The organism is Nonomuraea insulae, from assembly GCF_042656245.1.
Genome location: NZ_JBHSPA010000018.1, coordinates 56,347 through 73,020, shown reverse-complemented (window position 1 = coordinate 73,020; position 16,674 = coordinate 56,347). Strand labels below are relative to the sequence as shown.

The following is a 16,674-nucleotide window of genomic DNA, read 5'->3' as shown; positions in this document are numbered from 1 at the left end:
CGTGGTCGTCGGCAGGCGGCATCGCCATGTCCGGCTCAGCTCGGCGCGGTTCGTTGCTCAGGCCTTGACGGTTCCCGCTCTCACCAGCCAGTCGACCGCCTCAGAGGTGGCCTCCAGAGAGGTGTAACGGGGCCGGTGCCCGAGCAGCCGCTCCGCCTTCTCCATGCTGCAGTGCGGGCTGTGCGCGATGTGGTCGTAGGTGATCTGCGCGTCCTGTTCGGACACCGTCGCCCGCCACTCCTCCCACGGCAGGAACGCCAGCCGCGCCTCCTTGCCGAACCAGCCCGCCACCGCCTCGGCGTACCCGCGCAACGTCAGGGCGGTGGTGGCGACGGAGTGGAAGCTCTCCCCGACGGCGGCCGACGGGCTGGCCATGGCGTCCATGAACAGACGCGCGACGTCGTCGGCATGCACGTGCTGGACGGTCTCCATGCCCAGATTGGGCAGCGCCACCTCGTCGCCGTCGGCCAGCGCCTGGTAAACGGCGGGATTGACGTTGCCCGCCGGATTGACCGGCACCCACCCGGGGCCGGTGATGTGCCCGGGATGAATGATCGTGGCGGGGAACCCGTCGCGCTGGGCGCGATCGAGCAGGAAGGCCTCGATGGCCGCCTTGCGCACGCCGTAGTCGCCGAAGGGCTCCCGCCTGGCGTCCTCGGTGGTGGGCACCTGCGCGCTCGGGCCGTGCACCCAGACCGTGCCGCAGTGCAGGAACTGCCGCACCCGCCCGCTGAGCGCGTCGGCGATCTCCTGGGCGCTGCTCTCCTTGAAGCAGATCAGGTCGATGACCACGTCGCCTTCGAGCCCGGCGACCCGCTGCCCGAACGCGCCGTCCGCCTCTTCCGCCGCGCGATCGGCGGTCACGGTGGTCACCTTCCGCCAGGCGCCGTGGGGGCTGTAGGGCTCCCGCTTCCCCCGGCTCACGTTGACCACCTCATGCCCGGCCCCGACAAGCCTGGGGATGAGGTACGTACCGATATGCCCACTACCACCGATCACCACTACGCGCATGAGCCCAGCGTAAACCGGCGCCGCCGCCCGCAGCACCCACCCGTGACCCGGTTACCGGCTGGGCCTCGTACGCCCGCCCCGAGCGGACCTCGCTGTCGCTCGGACGTCCTCCCGAGGCGTGCCTCCAGCACGCACGGCTCCACCACGGGGCGCTTCGCGCACGGCGGGCTCCGCCACGGGGCGCTTCGCGCGCCGACGATGTCCTAGCGCACCATCAGCGTGGGCCGTACGGCTCCCACGTGATCACCTGCCATCGTCGAACACGATCGCGCCGGTGAGCCTGTCACGGCGAGCCCTCATCACGATCCGCTCGTAGGTGTAGCACGGCTCATTGGCCCAGTCGATCCAGCCACACGTGCCGAATCGAGCCCCTGACGGTGAGACGCAAGGACGAGCTCAAGACGGTCATGTCGTGGGCATTCAAAGACAACAACGCGTTCATGACCACGGCGGCGGCCCATGCGCAGTATTCGGTCAAGGTCCTGGACGAGAAGGCAGCAGTGTTGGCCACGGAGATCGGAAACGAGTTCACGGCATGGCACAAGGCGCATCCTGAGGCGACTCAGAAGCAGATTGATGCGAAGCGACAGAAAATCCTCGAGGAGAAGATGGGAAATGGCGGCGGAGCTTTTGCGTTCCTGGGTTCGGTCGAGAACCTCAGCCAGACCACATCCGCGCTAACCGAGGCTGCGAACATCGCCAGGATCGAGGATGCCAGGAAGAATGATGAGCGGTACGCGGCGTACAAGGCCATGATTATGAAGATCATCGACCTGGCGCCGGGACCACCCGGCAAGTTCGTCGGTCTGCTGGTGGGCCAGGCGAAGGAACATGTCTACGGAAAATTCAACTCGAACGAAGAGGGGAAGGCGAGAGAAGCGGCCGGAGACGCGACCGAGGAGGCCAAGATCATGTTCCGGGACGCCACCGCGGCCGCCATGATGCGGCATGGACTTTTCGGAGATGGATCCGTGCCGGCGCCTACTCATCCATACGCATCCAAGCAGTATCCGAAAGGCTCTGCCGGTGACTTCCTGAGGGACGGGAAGATCATAGCGAAGGATAAAATGACCGCGGCTCAGCGAAGAGCTTACCTCGAATGGCTCTATCAGACCGACGCTACAGATCGCGTTTTCTACGGCGCAGATGCCGCCGTTACCCAAGGTTCTTGAGCTACCACAGAGGCCGCCATGAGTGACACCTGCTTCAACATGAGAAGGCTGTTACCGCCGATGGCCTTGCTTCTTGCGGCAGGCCTGCTGACCGGCTGCTCATCCTCTCCACCACGCCCCTCCCCGCCTGCTCCCGACACGCGGCCGCTGGGCGATGTCACTGCGGCGCCCAAAGAATGCGGCCTGATCTCGAGAGAGTCCGCCGAACGCGCCACAGGCCTCAGCGATTTCACCGTCGAGAAATACATGTCCGACGATGGCAAGCATCTGGAGTCCTGTTATTTCTACCGCAAGCCCCGCAACGGGAGTGGTTATCGCCTCAGGGTTGAGATCGAGAGCACGCGCCCACTCCCGTTGAGCCAGATAGAGAAATCCAAAGCATTCAGAAAGGGAGTCGACCTGCCTGCCGACGCCGGGCCGGGATTCACCTTCACCGTCGTGGAGGACGGGGTGGACTACGGGACTGCGGGCTGGGCATGGGCGAGGGACGGCAGCAGCATGCTCATGGTGTCGCTCTCCGAGACCCCGCCGAACAGGAATCCTCAAAAGGACGCCATCGAGTTCATCCGGCAGCTCAGACCCATCCTGCTGACCCCGAAGCCGGGCACCTCGCGACCGACATAAGCGGTCGGGTGCAGGAAGACCTCCCCGCCACGCCCGCACGACCGTGATGTCCGTCCGCTGGGCGCGACAACGGGCACGCCCGCCGGGCTGACTTTCGAGCCGGCCAGTCAGCCCCGCAAGTCGGACAGGTCCTCATCAGTGAGGCTGAGGCCGTTCGCCGCGAGGTTCTCCTCAAGGTGATCGAGGGAACCGGTGCCAGGAATCGCCAGCACCGACGGTGACGTCGCCAGCAGCGCGGCGATCGCGACCTGCGACGTCGTCGCGCCCAGGCGTGCCGCGACCTTGCCGAGCCGTTCGGTGTCGAGCGGGTTGCCGCCGCCGCCGAGCGGGAAGTACGGCACGTACGCGATGCCCGCTTCCTCGCATTCCGCCAGCAGTCCCATGTCACCGGCGTACTGGTTCTGCACCGCCGTGACAGGCGCGATCGCCCGGGCCTCGGCGAACTGGGCGGCGTCGACATTGCTGACGCCCAGGTGCCGGATCAGCCCCTCCGCCCGGAGTTCGGCCAGCGCCGCGAACCGTTCGGCGATCGACTCGCCACCCGGCCCGGTCATCCCGCCCACCCGCAGATAGACCAGGTCGAGCCGGTCCAGTCCGAGGGCGCGCAGATCCGCCTCGACCAGGCCGCGCAGCTGGCCGGGCGTCGCCTGCTCGCTCGGCACACCGGTCGGCCCGAGCAGCGGCCCGACCTTCGTCGCGATCACCAGGTCGTCACCGTAAGGGGTCAGCGCCGTACGGATCAGCTCGTTGGCCCGCACCGTGCCCCGGCCGTAGAAGCCGGCTGTGTCGATGTGGTTCACGCCGAGTTCCACGGCGCGCCGGAGCACCGCGACGCCGGTCTCCGGGGCCCGCGCCGGACCGTCGAAGGTGCCCATCGCCAGGCGCATCGCGCCGAAACCGAGCCGGTTGACGGTCAGGTCTCCGCCGAGGGAGAAGGTTGTGGTTGTCATGAGGCCCATGCTGTCCGCCGCCACGACGCCCGGCGAACTTCTGGCATCTTGCTGCCAGACTGGTGGGGTGCGGAATGAACAGGTGTTCTCAGTCCACGGGGACGCGGAGTTGATGGCGCGTGCCGGTCATCTCTTCGAGTCCGCCCGCACCGAGTTCCTGTGCGTCGCCCGTGACCTCAACACCTGGTCGCAGCCGGAGGTCAGGGCGGCGATCGTGAGCCGGATGCGTGCTCTCGACTCCCCGGGCTTCACCATTCACAAGCTGCTCAGCCCGACGGCGCTCGCCGATGAGGAGGCCCGCGCGCACCTGCGGCTGGTGCGGAGCAAGGGTGCTCTCGTCCGGATCAGCGGCTCGCCGTTGCCGCACGAGACCATCTGCATCGACCGGCGGGTGATGATCCTCGCCGGCAGGGAGACCCCCAGCGGCCGTGAATACACCGTGACGACGTCACCGATCCTGGTCGACGGTGTCCACTCGCTGCTCTGGGCGCTCTGGGACAACTCCGTCGACCTCGACACCTACCTGCTCGCCGACGTCCCCGACCTCGACGCCGACGGCCACCTGATCCTCAGGGCCCTCGGTTCCGGACTCACCGACGAGTCGGCGGCCAAACGGCTCGGCGTCTCGCTCCGCACCTACCGGCGGCGTGTGGCCGACCTCATGGCCAAGCTCGAGGCGGGCTCCCGCTTCCAGGCGGGGCTGCGCGCGGGGGAGCTGGGGCTACCCCGCTGACCTTGGGCGGCTTGCCGATTTGTCGACTTCTGTGGCGACAATGTGCGTGGTCGACATGGTCGAGACGCTGGCGCCGAGAACGTCGAGACGGTCGGACTTGGCGAAGTGGTGGAGCACCATGGCGTCGACGACCAGCGGGGGAAGCGGGTCGTCCGGCGTCGCGGCTGTTATGGAGCCTCATCTTCTTCGAGCCTCGGTGGCAGATCCGCGTAACCTTCGAGCTGTCCATGCATTAATTCCAGTGCACGGTTGCTGGTGATGTGCGCGAGTCGGTACGCCGTCATCACAGCGTGCGCAAAGTTCGGGGGCACTCGGATGGCATTGAGGTCCGGTTGAGGTGTCCAACCCACGGAGTCCGTCAGCTTCTCGGCCGTAAACGACCGAGCTTGCAGCTCCTCGCCGTCGATGGCGTCGACGGTCCGGTCCGCGTCAGGCAGCGTGACTCACTGCCCAGCCCGCCGCACCGCGTGCGGCGATGTTGCGGGCTGCGTTGACGTCGGCATGCTCAGCGAAGCCGCACGACGTACACGAGAAAGAGGCTTGATCGAGCCGGTTCCTGCGGTCCACATGCCCACACGAGGAGCATTGCTGTGAGGTGAAGGCCGGATCGATGTGGATGACGGCGACCCCGGCGCGGGCCGCCTTGTAGCCCAGGAAGCCGCCCAGCTGGTGGAAGCTCCAGGAATGCAGCGTGACCCGCTGGGGCTTGCGAAGCCGTACCCGCTCGCGGATGCCCCGCAGGTCTTCCAGGGCGATCCCACGTCCGGTGCGTTCTGCCTCGGTCACGATCTGCTTGGCGATGACGTGATTGGTGTTGGCGGCGAACCGCGCCTCGGCCCGGCGCCGCTTTTTCAGCAACCGCCTGGCGGACTTGGTCTGTTTGGCCTGCAACCGGCGGCGCAACTCGCGGTGGCGGTGGCGGACGGCGTTCACGCCCTTGCCGCAGTGTCGGCTGCCGGTGCTGGTGGTGGCGATGTTGGCGATGCCCAGGTCCACGCCCAGGAAGCCGTCCGGGACGGTCACCGGCCGGTTGGGGAGGTCACAGGTGGCGATCAGGAACCACCTGCCGTCCCGGAAGAGCAGGTCCGATTCGCCCTTGCGGTGTGCCGACAGCATCGTGATCTGGTCGGGCGAGGCGGTGAACGCCATGTTTCGCACTCGGCCCGCCACGGTCCAGATCGACACCGTCCGCGCGTCGATCTGCCAGGACAGGCAGCGATCATCGAACGGCTGGGCGGCGTGCGGGCGGAAGGCGATCGGCGTGGATTCGGCCCGTACCCGGCGGGCGGAGCCTGCCTTGCCCAGGTTCCCGGCTCGCAGGTTGGCGTGCAGGGTGGTGTAGGCGTCGGCGACCTTCTTGATGACGTGCTGCGCGGCCTGGGCGGCCAGCCCGTACTCGTCCTTGATCTGCGTGTAGGTGTGCTTGCGCAGGTCGTAGTTGCGAAACGTGCGCTGCTCGTGGGCCTGCCGGGAGACCTGGCAGGCGGCCGTGTTGACCGCGCGCAGGGTCGCCTCCAGCGCCGCCGCCTGCCCGGGCGTCGGCAGGAGTCGCACCTGCACCACCAGCCTCACAATCGAACACATTAGCATTTGGCCTATGTCACCGCGACAAGAACTCGACCTCGGTATTTGCAGGGGCCGAGCTGTCGTCTACAGCTTCAAAGCCTATTTGGTCTTTATCCCCAGATATCGGCGGAAAGTGTTACCAGCGAGATGCCGTGCCGCCGTGAAGACATCATGATCGAGGTATGCGACAACTTCGGCGCCGTCCTGGACGAGTTCAACGGCGAGCACGATCCTGTGCACCTGTCCCCGCCATACTCCGCCGCCTGCTGCGGTGGCGCCCCGCCATCGATCATCAAGGAGTACACCGAAACCAGAGATGACCGGACTGATCCGCTCAATGATCCGGCCGTCACGGCACCGCTCGGGCCTGGAGGCCCTCCCGCGCTGTCGCTTCCTCCCCGGCGTAAACACCCGGGGTTCCACGCCAGATTTCGCTGAACTCGGCGAAGGTCGGTGGGCACGCTCGCAGCTTCTTCTCCTCGCGAGGCGTGATGGCCTCAGCAGTTCGAGCCTGCCGTAGCGTGAGGCTCCAGGAGGTGCGGTATTCGGCCGCCAGTCGCACAAGCGTGGGTCGATCTGATTTCCCACTGCTGCTGGCGCGTTGGATCGCTGCCACCGGCAGAAGTAGCTCTGCCGCGAAGGCGTCTACCATGTCTTCGCGTTCCGCTCGGGAAGCGCCGACTCCTACGTCTGTCGAGTATTCGTCGCCGAGAATGAGATGACCAAGCTCGTGGGCGGCGGTGCTGCGTCGGCGACCGGGATCGCCATTGAGGCTTACCACCGCTGCCGCGATATCCAAGCTCGACCCCCTTGATCGACGTGCGGCCTGGTTTCGGAAGTCCCGAGTGCCGCATCGTTTTATTCCGCAGAGGCAGGCCGTAGCGCCGGTCACCCGACTGGTCGCCGAACCTGGCTGGGCCATCGGGGCCGGACGTGGCCCGGACGTGAGGCCGAAGACAGGTCCGGAAGGTATCCCAGGTCGGGTGAGCGTAAGAGGCCCACCACGTAAGGGGGCAACGGGTGAGGGCGCCGGAGGCGCGGGGGTGCGCACGAGGCGCCGAAGCAGGACGCCTGAATCCCCCCGCGCGTAGCGCCCTCTTGTGAAGACCTTCAGGCGGGTGCCGGTAGGCCCGATGGGGCCCACCTGCTGCCCGGTTACCGGCCCTGGTGGCGGGACGCGGCGAGGACGGTGAAGGAGGCCTTGGCGGTCTTGTCGGCGACCTTGACGGTTACCGTCTTGGTGCCGGTCCTCGTCCTCGACGACAGTGCCAGCTCCTTCGTGGCGCGGCCGTGCGAGAGGGAGACGCGGTAGTTCTTGCCCTCAGGGCTGGTGATCGTGGCGGTGCCGGAGGAGACGCCCTTGGCGACGATCGTGACGCCGTACGTGGAGCCCGCGCGGACCCGGCTCTCGCTCACCGACACCTTCAGGGAGACCGTCTGGTGCTTGGGCTCCTGGTGCTTGGTCTCGCGCTTCGGCTCCTGGTGCTGCTGGGGCTTGGCGGGGGACGAATGCGTTGGCTGCGGCGCCTTGGGGGCGTCGGCGAACGCGGAGCCGGCGAAGGGGAGGGCGACGAGGGCCGCGCTGGCGATGGTCACGGAGAAGGGCTTGGCGAAGCGCACTGGTAATGAGTCCAATCTTGGACTGACCTGGCCGAACCTCTGAATTCAGCCCCGAAGGTCATCCATGTCGGTCACTCTGCCGAGCGAACCTGAGAATGGGCTGGCATGCGCTTATGAGTTCGCTAAGTAACCCGGACATAAGTAGTGATCTGTAACACATATATTCTCTTATGCATTTTTCAGGGTTTTATCGGATTCGCTCTCAGGATTGGCGCCCGCCTCGCGGAACGCGTACAGGCCGATGAGGGCGGAAGGGTCACGGCGCGATCACAGCGAGCTGTGCGCCGGATAAATCCGGACAAAGGGGACTTAAAGCCCCGGTCAAGAGGGATACGTTCCTGCCTCATAGACGCACCGAACGCTCATCGCGTTCCCGCGACGAACAAGGAGCACATCCCTTGAAGATCAAGCACACCCTCGTACCCCTCGGCGGTGGCCTGGCCGCCGCGGCGCTGCTCAGCGCCTCGTTCGCCGGTACCGCGCAGGCACAGTCGCATGTGAAGCCGTCCGAGAGCGTCAGCACCACCACCGCCCAGGGGATCGCCTCGTTCTGGCTGCAGAACAACGGCGCCGCGCTACAGGCTGCCACCTACCTGGAGGAGGACACCACCGACGTCGACAAGCTCAAGACCACCGGCACCGCCACCACCGACACCAAGGCCGGCGCGGTGGCCCCGACCGGGACCACCACCAGCAGCTCCAAGTCGAAGAACGTGAACCTGCCGAAGACCGTCGGCAAGGTCTTCTTCGTCGACCAGGACGGCAAGAACCGCTGGTGCTCGGCCTCCTCCATCCAGGGCAAGTACGCCAACGTGGTCGCCACGGCCGGTCACTGCGTGTACGACACCGCCAACGACGAGCAGCTCATGGACAACTGGGTCTTCGTGCCCGGTTACTACCAGGGCAAGGCCCCCTGGGGCATCTACGTCGGCAAGCAGGCGTTCGTGCACTACGACTACAGCGTGTACGAGGACTACGACCGCGACTACGGGTTCGTGTCCGTCTACAACGGTGTGACGGTCAAGGACTCGACCGTCACCAGGTCCGAGTACGACTCGGACCGCTCCAAGCGGCGCTCCGACGACACCAAGGGCGACCTGAGCTACTACGACCGCTCCTCGAACAAGTACCACGTGGTCGAGGTCGCGGACGCCGGCCGCCTGGGTGACAACGTCGGCGGCCAGGGCATCTCCTGGAACCAGCCGCTCAAGAAGGCGCACTACGTCTTCGGCTACCCGCAGGCCGCGCACCCCGACGGCAACAAGCCGTACACGGGTGTCACGCCGAAGTGGTGCTACGGCACGACCACAGCCAAGACCGTGGGCTCGGCCGCCAAGAAGATCGAGGAGCACGTCGGCCTCAAGTGCGCCATGACCGCGGGCGCGGACGGCGGGCCGTGGCTGCTCAAGTACAGCAGCTCGAAGCGGACCGGTTACCTCAACGGCGTGACCAGCAGCTTCTACGACCAGGACGAGAACGACCGCGTGGACTACATCAGCTCGCCGTACTTCGACGCCGAGACCTACAGCGTCTACACATCCGCTGCCGCTGTCTGGTCTGGAAAGTTGTTCTGAGGGAAGGGGGGATGGGCTCTGGGTAGCTCTCACAGCGCTTTAAAGGGATAGGAAGGACCCGGCTCGGGATGCGTGCCGGGTCCTTCCGCACGCACAGCTCACGGTGCTTTCATCAAACACTCATCCTGGGGCGTCATCGTCACGAATATGGACACGATCAGCGCGAACTTCAAGTCCGAGCCCGTGCGCCGGCCCGACGGCAGCTCGATCAACATCCTCGTCGTGGATGACGAGCCCTCGCTGACGGAGCTCCTGTCCATGGTCATGCGTCAGGAGTCCTGGGACGTGCGCTGCGCGTACAACGGCAGTGAGGCCATCCGCGCGGCGCGCGGCTTCCGGCCCGACGCGATCGTCCTGGACATCATGTTGCCCGACATGGACGGGATCGACCTGCTCCCCAGGCTCAGGGCGGTGCTGCCGGGGGTGCCGGTGCTGTTCCTGACCGCGAGGGACTCGGTCCAGGATCGCCTCATCGGGCTGCGCGCGGGGGCCGACGACTACGTCACCAAGCCGTTCAGCCTGGAGGAGGTCGTCATCCGGCTGCGCGGACTGCTGCGCCGCTCGGGAGCGGCGCGGGCGCGGGCCGACGCGGGGCTCGCGGTCGGGGATCTCACGCTGGATCAGGAGACCCATGAGGTACGGCGGGCGGGCAAGGAGATCAGGCTGACGCCCACCGAGTTCGAGCTCCTGCGCTTCCTGATGCACAACCCGGGGCGGGTGCTCAGCAAGGCGCAGATCCTCGACCGGGTGTGGGCCTACGACTTCGGCGGCCAGAGCAACGTGGTCGAACTGTACATCTCCTACCTGCGCCGCAAGATCGACGTCCAGCGCAAGCCGATGATCCACACTGTGCGCGGCGTCGGGTACACGCTCAGACCCGCCGTATGACGATCTCCCTGGAGACCAAGCTGGTGGTCTCCTCGATCGCGCTGCTCGCGATCGTGTCGGCCGTCATCGCCACCGCGACGACCCTGCTGATCGACGACTTCCTCATCGATCGGCTCGACCACCAGGTCAGCTCCGCCGCCCACCGTTCCATGGGCGCGGCGGGACCGGAGGTGTCGTTCCTGCTGGTGCCGGGGCAGGCGGTGGAGACGTTCGGGGCGCGGGTGCGGCAGGGAGCCGTGCGCAGGGCCGCCGTGCTGACGGGCGTCGGCAGCGTACAGGATGTGCCGGCGCCGCCCTCGGTCGCGCGCGTCACCGGCGAGCCCGTCACGATCAACCTGGGGCCGATGGGCGACTACCGGATGGTCGGCGCGCGCACGCGCGACGGCGACGTGCTCGTCACCGGGCTGCCCCTGACCAGCATGCAGACCACGCTGACCAGGCTCGTCGTGGTGGAGGCCGCCGTGACGCTGGCGGGGGTGGCGCTGATGGCGATCGCGTGCACCCTGGTCGTACGCCGTGCCGTACGCCCCCTCGGCCGGCTCGCCGCCACCGCCACCCGGGTGTCGGAGCTGCCCCTGGCCTCGGGCGACGCGATCCGGCTCGCGCGGGTGCCGGCGGCGGACACCGACGCGCGTACCGAGGTCGGGCAGGTCGGCGGCGCGCTGAACCGCATGCTCGGGCACGTCGAGACCGCCTTCGCGGTACGGCACGAGAGCGAGACCAGGCTCCGGCAGTTCATCGCGGACGCCAGCCACGAACTGCGTACCCCACTGGCCTCCATCGTCGGCTACGCCGAGCTGACCGAGCGCGGCGGCGAGCCGCACGGGCCCCAGACGGCGCACGCGCTCGGGCGCATCCGCTCCGAGGCGGGCCGGATGACCACGCTGGTAGAGGACCTGCTGCTGCTGGCCCGCCTGGACGCGGGGCGGCCTCTTGAACGGGTGGAGCTGGATCTGTCGCCGATCGTGGTGAACGCGATCAGCGACGCGTACGCGACCGCGCCCCGGCACCGCTGGCTCGTCAGCCTGCCCGACCAGCCCGCGCTCGTCGTCGGGGACCATGACCGGCTGCACCAGGTGGTGACGAACCTGCTGGCCAATGCGCGCACCCACACCCCGCCGGGCACCACGGTCACCACGACGGTCTCGCTGGACCCCGACCGGGTGAGCGTGCGGGTGGCCGATGACGGGCCGGGGATCCCGCCTGAGCTGCTGCCGCACGTGTTCGGGCGGTTCGCGCGGGGCGACGGGTCCCGATCCCGGCTGGCCGGGGGGAGCGGGCTGGGGCTGGCGATCGTCTCCGCCGTCGCCGAGGCGCACGAGGGGCGGGTCGAGGTGAGCAGCGAACCCGGGAACACGGTGTTCACGGTCAGCCTGCCGGCCCGCTAGATCCGATCTAGCGGGCCCGTCTAGCGCCTCCAGGGTGAAGGAGGTGACCGTCATGGGGCCGCTCAGCGTCACGGTGATCATCGGCAGCACGCGGGCTGGGCGCGCGTGCGACGCGGTCGGCGAATGGTTCGCCGAGCGTGCCCGGCGCCGCGACGACCTGGCCGTCGAGGTGCTCGACCTGGCCGGGTACACCTTCCCGACCTGCTACCCGCAGCAGGCCACGCCGTCCATGCGGCGGTTCGCGGCGGCCGTCGGCGGCTCGGACGCCTTCGTGGTGGTCACCCCCGAGTACAACCGCAGCTTCCCCGCCCCGCTCAAACAGGCGATCGACTACGCCTACGACGAGTGGCAGGCCAAACCTGTCGCCATCGTGGCCTACGGCTCCGGCTCGTGCGGCCACTACGCCGTCGAGCAACTCCGTACCGTCTTCTCCGCCCTGCACGCCGTCACCATGCGCGACTGGGTGGGCCTCGACCTGCTGGGCGCCGGCATCGAGGAGCGCTGCCGGCCCCGCGACACCGACGACCGCCTGCGGGCCGTCGCGGTCATGCTCGACCAGCTCACCTGGTGGGGCCGCACGCTCCGCGAGGGCCGGCGCGCCCAGCCGTACGTCTCATGAAGGGAACAACCATGTCAGAACTGGCCATACAAACCTCCGGCCTGGTCAAGGTCTTCGGCGACACCCGCGCCGTCGACGGCCTCGACCTCGCCGTCCCCGCCGGCGCCGTCTACGGCGTGCTGGGGCCGAATGGCGCGGGCAAGACCACCGCCGTACGCATGCTGGCCACGCTGCTGCGGCCCGACGGCGGCGAGGCGAGCGTGTTCGGGCACGACGTGGTGCGCGAAGCCGACGCCGTACGGTCCCGCGTGAGCCTGACCGGCCAGTACGCGTCCGTGGACGAGGAGATGACCGGCTCCGAGAACCTCATCCTGCTCGCCCGCCTCCTCGGCCACCGCAAGCCGGTGGCCCGTTCGCGGGCGGCCGAACTGCTGGAGGCGTTCGGGCTGACGGAGGCGGCGGGGCGGCAGGTCAAGACGTACTCGGGAGGAATGCGGCGGCGCATCGACATCGCGGCCAGCATCCTCAACACGCCCGACCTGCTCTTCCTCGACGAGCCCACGACCGGCCTGGACCCGCGCAGCCGCAACCAGGTCTGGGACATCATCCGCATCGTCGTCGCCCACGGCACCACGGTGCTCCTGACCACGCAGTATCTGGAGGAGGCCGACCGTCTCGCCCAGCGCATCGCGGTCATCGACCACGGCAGACTCATCGCCGAGGGCACGCCCGGCCAGCTGAAGTCGTCCGTCGGGTCGGGCTCGATCCACGTACGGCTGCGCGACGCCGCGACCCGTCCCGAAGCGGAACGCGTGCTCACCGAGGCCCTGGACACGCCCGTCTACCGGGAGGCGGACCCGGTGGCCCTCACCGCCCGCGTCACCGACTCGGGCAACGAGGCCGCACAGGCCTCACGCGCGCTCGGCCGCCTGGCCGAGGCGGGCATCGTCGTCGACGACTTCTCCCTGGGCCAGCCCAGCCTGGACGAGGTCTTCCTCGCCCTCACCGACCACCCCGCCACCTCCTCCGAGGAGGAGGCCGCGGCATGAGCACCACCACTGAGATCGGCATCACCGAGACCGGCACCACCGAGACCGGCACCACTGAGGAGGCGGCAGCATGAGCACCACCACCGAGAGCAGCACCACCTACGCACCGGCCCCCGACGCCCTGGCCACCGTCCTGGCCCCGTCGGTCAAACCACCCCGGCCGGGCGCGTGGTCGGCGTCGCTCACGTTCGGCTGGCGGGCGATCCTGAAGATCAAGCACGTGCCCGAGCAGCTCTTCGACGTGACGGCGTTCCCGTTGATGATGACGTTGCTGTTCACGTACCTGTTCGGAGGCGCGCTCGCGGGCTCGCCCACCGAATACCTGCAGTTCCTGTTGCCCGGCATCATGGTGACGAGCGTCGTGATGATCACCATGTACACCGGCATGGAGGTCAACAAGGACATCGAGAAGGGCATCTTCGACCGCTTCCGCACCCTGCCCATCTGGCGCCCCTCCACCATGGTCGGCTACCTGCTGGCCGACATCCTGCGCTACACGATGGCCGCCACGGTCATCCTGCTGGTCGGCCTGGTGCTGGGATTCCGTCCGCAGGGCGGGTTCGTCGGGGTGGTGGCCGGAATCCTGCTGCTGCTGGCGTTCTCGTTCGCGTTCTCGTGGGTGTGGACGATGTTCGGGCTGATGATGCGCAGCGAGAAGGCGGTGATGGGGGTCAGCATGCTCGTGATGTTCCCCCTGACCTTCCTGAGCAACGTGTACGTGGATCCCTCGACCATGCCCGGCTGGCTCCAGGTGTTCGTCAACGCCAACCCGATCAGCCACCTGGTGACCTCCATCCGGTCGTTGATGGGCGGGGCCCCGGACGTGGGGGAGATCACCTGGGTGCTGGTGTCGTCGGCGCTCTTCATCGCGGTCTTCGGCACGCTGACGATGCGCCTCTACAACCGCAAGTAACTTTCGGTTGGTCAGCCTGCCGCCGGGCTCTGCGCTCGCGTGAACCCGTAGCTCCGCTCCACTTTCGCCACATGCAGCGTGTAGCTCCGGTACCACTCGACCTGGCCGCGCTTCTGCGCCGCGCGGTGCTCGGCGTTGCTCCGCCACTCCGCGAGGGCGCCGGCGTCGCGGAAGTACCCGACGGTGATGCCCAGCCCGCCAGGAGTCTGCGCGTGGTCCATCCCCAGGAACCCAGGGACGTCCTTCACCAGGTCTTCCATGCGTGCGTTGGTCTCGCTGTAGTCACTCTGCTCCTGGGTTCGCACCGCAGTGAAGACAGCCACGTAATAGGGGGGTTCATAGGCCTCGACGGGCGCTTCGGAGTGATTGTTCATGGCGTCACCGTAAGGCGGGATGGCGGACGGTCGCGAGCCGGAGCCCATTTCAAGGAACGGAGAACTGATCTCTCGCCCTTCCCCCCGAGTGGCACGATCAGACCTCGCCCGCACAAGAGAGCGGGCCTCCTCCGATCGGGGTGCATGGGTGTCAAGGATCGTCTGTTGCCTGTTGGTCGTCATAGCGATGGTCAGCGGTGTGAACCCCGCGTCGGCCGACGCGGGGCCCGCGCCACAAGAGCGGATCGGTGTCTACCACTGGGGCCCGACCGCCGCGGCGTGGCCGGGCACACCCGACAAGCTGAGCTGGGGTGCGAATGCCGTGGCCACGCTCGGGAGCCGGACGATCCGCGTCGCGTTGTCCACGCGCGACGACTACGGGGTCAACAACGGCGGGACCACGCTCAGAGCGATCGCCGGCCAGCCCGCGTATGCGGAACTGTTCGCCGACTCACGCTTCTCGACCTACCTGCTGACGGTCTATTCGGCGGACGACCTCAGGAACAGCTGGTCCGACGGGTACTCGCAGGCCGAGCAGGACGCCGGACGGGACGAGGTATCCGCGCTGGGGGCTTATCTGCTGAAGACCTACGAGAACAAGAAGTTCATCATCCTGAACTGGGAGGGCGACAACGCGCTGTCCGCCTTTCCCAGCAGCGACACCACGGCATGGGACGGCTACGTGAAGTGGGCCACGGCACGCGTCAACGGCGTGGCCGACGCGCGCGCCGCGGTGCCGGCCGCCACGAGCCGGATTTCTTCGGGACTGGAATTCAACGCTGTCCGGCGCCTGGACACCGGCGCCGCGTGCGACACGGCCGCGAACAAATGCGTCATCAGTTACGTCGCGCCGCGGGTCGATGCCGACTACTACTCCTATTCTTCCTGGCAGTCGCTCGGTGCCGACGCCGGCCGCCTGACCCGGGACCTGAGCACGGCGTACGACCTGGTGGCCGCCGCTCGCCCGGCCGTGACGCACGCGAATTTCCTCGTCGGCGAATTCGGCGCCGCGCGTGACATCAGCGGCGAATGCAAGGCCGCGTCCCAGGTCAGCGCCGCCGTCGTGGCGCTTGAATCGTGGGGCGCGTCGTACGGGATTTTCTGGCAGGCCTACGACAACGATCCGGCGGGTGGCCTCTACGACGGCTTCGGCGCGTACCGCCGTGATCGCTCGATCTCGCTGTCCGGCCAGACCCTCAAGAACCTGTACGCGACCGGAACACCGACCGTCCCGCCGGCCACGTGCGCCTCGATCAACGCCGGCGGCGTGGTCAATGGCAAGACGTTCAAGGCCGTCATCCACCCGGGCGACGTGATCTCCATCTTCGGATCGAATTTCTCGGCGTCGGGCAACATCGTGTGGATCAAGCAGGGTGCGAAGATCTACCAGGTCAGAGCGGGCAGCTCGTGGTGGCACGAGTCGGCGAGCCAGATCAACGCCACGCTTCCTGCGGGCGTCGTGGCCGGGCGCAACCTCAACGTGTACGTCACGCGCTCCGACGGTCGCGCCTCCAACGGCCAACTCATCGACGTCACCCCACGCTGAACTCCCGGAAGCAGCCAAATGTCCGGTTAATGTCCTTGGCGGCGACCTGGAAAGTCTCCATCATTACCAATCTATTGCGCGTGAAGTCCGTGCCTGATCACCCGATCCAAAGGAAGAACGCTCCACCAGCCTCGACAGCGGCATCGTCATCCTCACCCACCGAGCCTCGGCTCGCTGACCCGACGGAGTGATCGTGGACTACCAGGGGCTCGTCAAGCGCCTGAGCCTGCCGGCGGGCTGGGCCGCACCCACAGAACTGAGTTACGGCGACGTCCGAGCCCGCGCGCTCACCCGCGACCACCTGCACGACGACGTCCGGGGAATCAACGCCAGCCTCGCCCTCATCCGCCGAACGCGAGGCGGACGCTGGCCGACCGAACCGGTCACCGAAGACTTCAACTACGTGGACCTCGTCTGGCACGAATGCGAATTCCGCGAGGGCGACTCGTTCAGCTACGTCCTTTACGACGCGGGCGGCCAATACCTGGGCTGCTGCTACCTCTACCCGCTGGGCCGCCGCCAACCGCTCACCGAGGAATTGCTGGGCTATGACGTCGACGTGAGCTGGTGGGTGACTCCGGACGCCTATGAACGCGGCTATTACACCAAGCTGTACGACGCGCTCCGCCACTGGATCGCCACCGAGTTCCCATTTCCAAAGGCGTTCTACTCCAACAAGGAAATACCCAGCCGGCGATGAGTGACGT

17 protein-coding genes are annotated in these 16,674 nt (G+C 67.5%); 11 read left to right on the top strand and 6 right to left on the bottom strand.

Annotated features, from left to right (window positions below; all coding sequences use genetic code 11):
• Positions 1 to 57: 57 nt before the first annotated feature.
• The gene (locus ACFPZ3_RS14880; protein WP_379514667.1) at positions 58 to 1,011 is read right to left on the bottom strand and encodes an NAD-dependent epimerase/dehydratase family protein; all 954 of its coding nucleotides are present in this window, start codon (positions 1,009 to 1,011) and stop codon (positions 58 to 60) included.
• Positions 1,012 to 1,388: 377 nt separating this feature from the next.
• On the opposite strand from ACFPZ3_RS14880, the gene ACFPZ3_RS14875 reads away from it, so the two are divergent.
• Positions 1,389 to 2,183, top strand: coding sequence for a hypothetical protein (locus ACFPZ3_RS14875; RefSeq protein ID WP_379514666.1), 795 nt, complete (start codon positions 1,389 to 1,391; stop codon positions 2,181 to 2,183).
• An 18-nt stretch (positions 2,184 to 2,201) separates the two neighbouring features.
• On the top strand, positions 2,202 to 2,807 hold the full coding sequence (locus ACFPZ3_RS14870) for a hypothetical protein (RefSeq protein WP_379514665.1): 606 nt from the start codon (positions 2,202 to 2,204) through the stop codon (positions 2,805 to 2,807).
• A gap of 107 nt (positions 2,808 to 2,914) precedes the next feature.
• Here the strand turns inward: ACFPZ3_RS14870 and ACFPZ3_RS14865 are convergent, their stop codons facing one another.
• Positions 2,915 to 3,757: an oxidoreductase gene (locus ACFPZ3_RS14865; RefSeq protein WP_379514664.1), complete on the bottom strand. Its 843-nt coding sequence runs from the start codon at positions 3,755 to 3,757 to the stop codon at positions 2,915 to 2,917.
• 67 nt (positions 3,758 to 3,824) lie between these two features.
• Between ACFPZ3_RS14865 and ACFPZ3_RS14860 the strand changes: the two genes are divergently transcribed.
• Entirely contained in the window at positions 3,825 to 4,490 is a 666-nt protein-coding gene (locus ACFPZ3_RS14860; RefSeq protein ID WP_379514663.1) for a DNA-binding response regulator, read from the top strand.
• 429 nt (positions 4,491 to 4,919) lie between these two features.
• On the opposite strand, the gene ACFPZ3_RS14855 is transcribed toward ACFPZ3_RS14860, so the two are convergent.
• The 3 genes from ACFPZ3_RS14855 to ACFPZ3_RS14845 all read right to left on the bottom strand — a co-directional run bounded on the left by ACFPZ3_RS14855 (position 4,920) and on the right by ACFPZ3_RS14845 (position 7,652).
• Positions 4,920 to 6,062 carry an RNA-guided endonuclease InsQ/TnpB family protein gene (locus tag ACFPZ3_RS14855; protein WP_379514662.1) on the bottom strand — a complete coding sequence of 381 codons (1,143 nt, stop codon included), beginning with the start codon at positions 6,060 to 6,062 and terminating at the stop codon, positions 4,920 to 4,922.
• Positions 6,063 to 6,405: 343 nt separating this feature from the next.
• Positions 6,406 to 6,855 carry an ImmA/IrrE family metallo-endopeptidase gene (locus ACFPZ3_RS14850; RefSeq protein WP_379514661.1) on the bottom strand — a complete coding sequence of 150 codons (450 nt, stop codon included), beginning with the start codon at positions 6,853 to 6,855 and terminating at the stop codon, positions 6,406 to 6,408.
• A 356-nt stretch (positions 6,856 to 7,211) separates the two neighbouring features.
• Positions 7,212 to 7,652: a hypothetical protein gene (locus tag ACFPZ3_RS14845; RefSeq protein WP_379514660.1), complete on the bottom strand. Its 441-nt coding sequence runs from the start codon at positions 7,650 to 7,652 to the stop codon at positions 7,212 to 7,214.
• 422 nt (positions 7,653 to 8,074) lie between these two features.
• Here ACFPZ3_RS14845 and ACFPZ3_RS14840 point away from each other — a divergent pair, with 422 nt between their 5' ends.
• From ACFPZ3_RS14840 to ACFPZ3_RS14815, 6 genes are all read left to right on the top strand, one after another.
• Complete coding sequence (locus ACFPZ3_RS14840) at positions 8,075 to 9,250, top strand: trypsin-like serine peptidase (RefSeq protein ID WP_379514659.1); 1,176 nt, start codon at positions 8,075 to 8,077, stop codon at positions 9,248 to 9,250.
• A gap of 147 nt (positions 9,251 to 9,397) precedes the next feature.
• Positions 9,398 to 10,138 (top strand): response regulator transcription factor, encoded by a 741-nt coding sequence (locus tag ACFPZ3_RS14835; protein ID WP_379514658.1) that lies wholly within the window; start codon positions 9,398 to 9,400, stop codon positions 10,136 to 10,138.
• Positions 10,135 to 11,526: a sensor histidine kinase gene (locus ACFPZ3_RS14830; RefSeq protein ID WP_379514657.1), complete on the top strand. Its 1,392-nt coding sequence runs from the start codon at positions 10,135 to 10,137 to the stop codon at positions 11,524 to 11,526. Before ACFPZ3_RS14835 ends, ACFPZ3_RS14830 begins: the two co-directional genes overlap by 4 nt.
• Positions 11,527 to 11,560: 34 nt before the next feature.
• Positions 11,561 to 12,145: an NADPH-dependent FMN reductase gene (locus ACFPZ3_RS14825; protein WP_379514656.1), complete on the top strand. Its 585-nt coding sequence runs from the start codon at positions 11,561 to 11,563 to the stop codon at positions 12,143 to 12,145.
• Positions 12,146 to 12,156: 11 nt separating this feature from the next.
• On the top strand, positions 12,157 to 13,134 hold the full coding sequence (locus tag ACFPZ3_RS14820; protein WP_379514655.1) for an ATP-binding cassette domain-containing protein: 978 nt from the start codon (positions 12,157 to 12,159) through the stop codon (positions 13,132 to 13,134).
• 70 nt (positions 13,135 to 13,204) lie between these two features.
• Positions 13,205 to 14,047 (top strand): ABC transporter permease, encoded by an 843-nt coding sequence (locus tag ACFPZ3_RS14815; protein ID WP_379514654.1) that lies wholly within the window; start codon positions 13,205 to 13,207, stop codon positions 14,045 to 14,047.
• A gap of 11 nt (positions 14,048 to 14,058) precedes the next feature.
• Here the strand turns inward: ACFPZ3_RS14815 and ACFPZ3_RS14810 are convergent, their stop codons facing one another.
• Positions 14,059 to 14,421, bottom strand: a complete 363-nt coding sequence (locus tag ACFPZ3_RS14810) for an antibiotic biosynthesis monooxygenase family protein (RefSeq protein WP_379514653.1) — start codon at positions 14,419 to 14,421, stop codon at positions 14,059 to 14,061.
• Between the two features lie 322 nt (positions 14,422 to 14,743).
• Here ACFPZ3_RS14810 and ACFPZ3_RS14805 point away from each other — a divergent pair, with 322 nt between their 5' ends.
• Together ACFPZ3_RS14805 and ACFPZ3_RS14800 are read left to right on the top strand one after the other, a co-directional pair.
• Positions 14,744 to 15,967, top strand: a complete 1,224-nt coding sequence (locus ACFPZ3_RS14805) for a hypothetical protein (RefSeq protein WP_379514652.1) — start codon at positions 14,744 to 14,746, stop codon at positions 15,965 to 15,967.
• Positions 15,968 to 16,160: 193 nt separating this feature from the next.
• On the top strand, positions 16,161 to 16,667 hold the full coding sequence (locus ACFPZ3_RS14800; RefSeq protein ID WP_379514651.1) for a GNAT family N-acetyltransferase: 507 nt from the start codon (positions 16,161 to 16,163) through the stop codon (positions 16,665 to 16,667).
• The last annotated feature ends 7 nt before the right edge of the window (positions 16,668 to 16,674 follow it).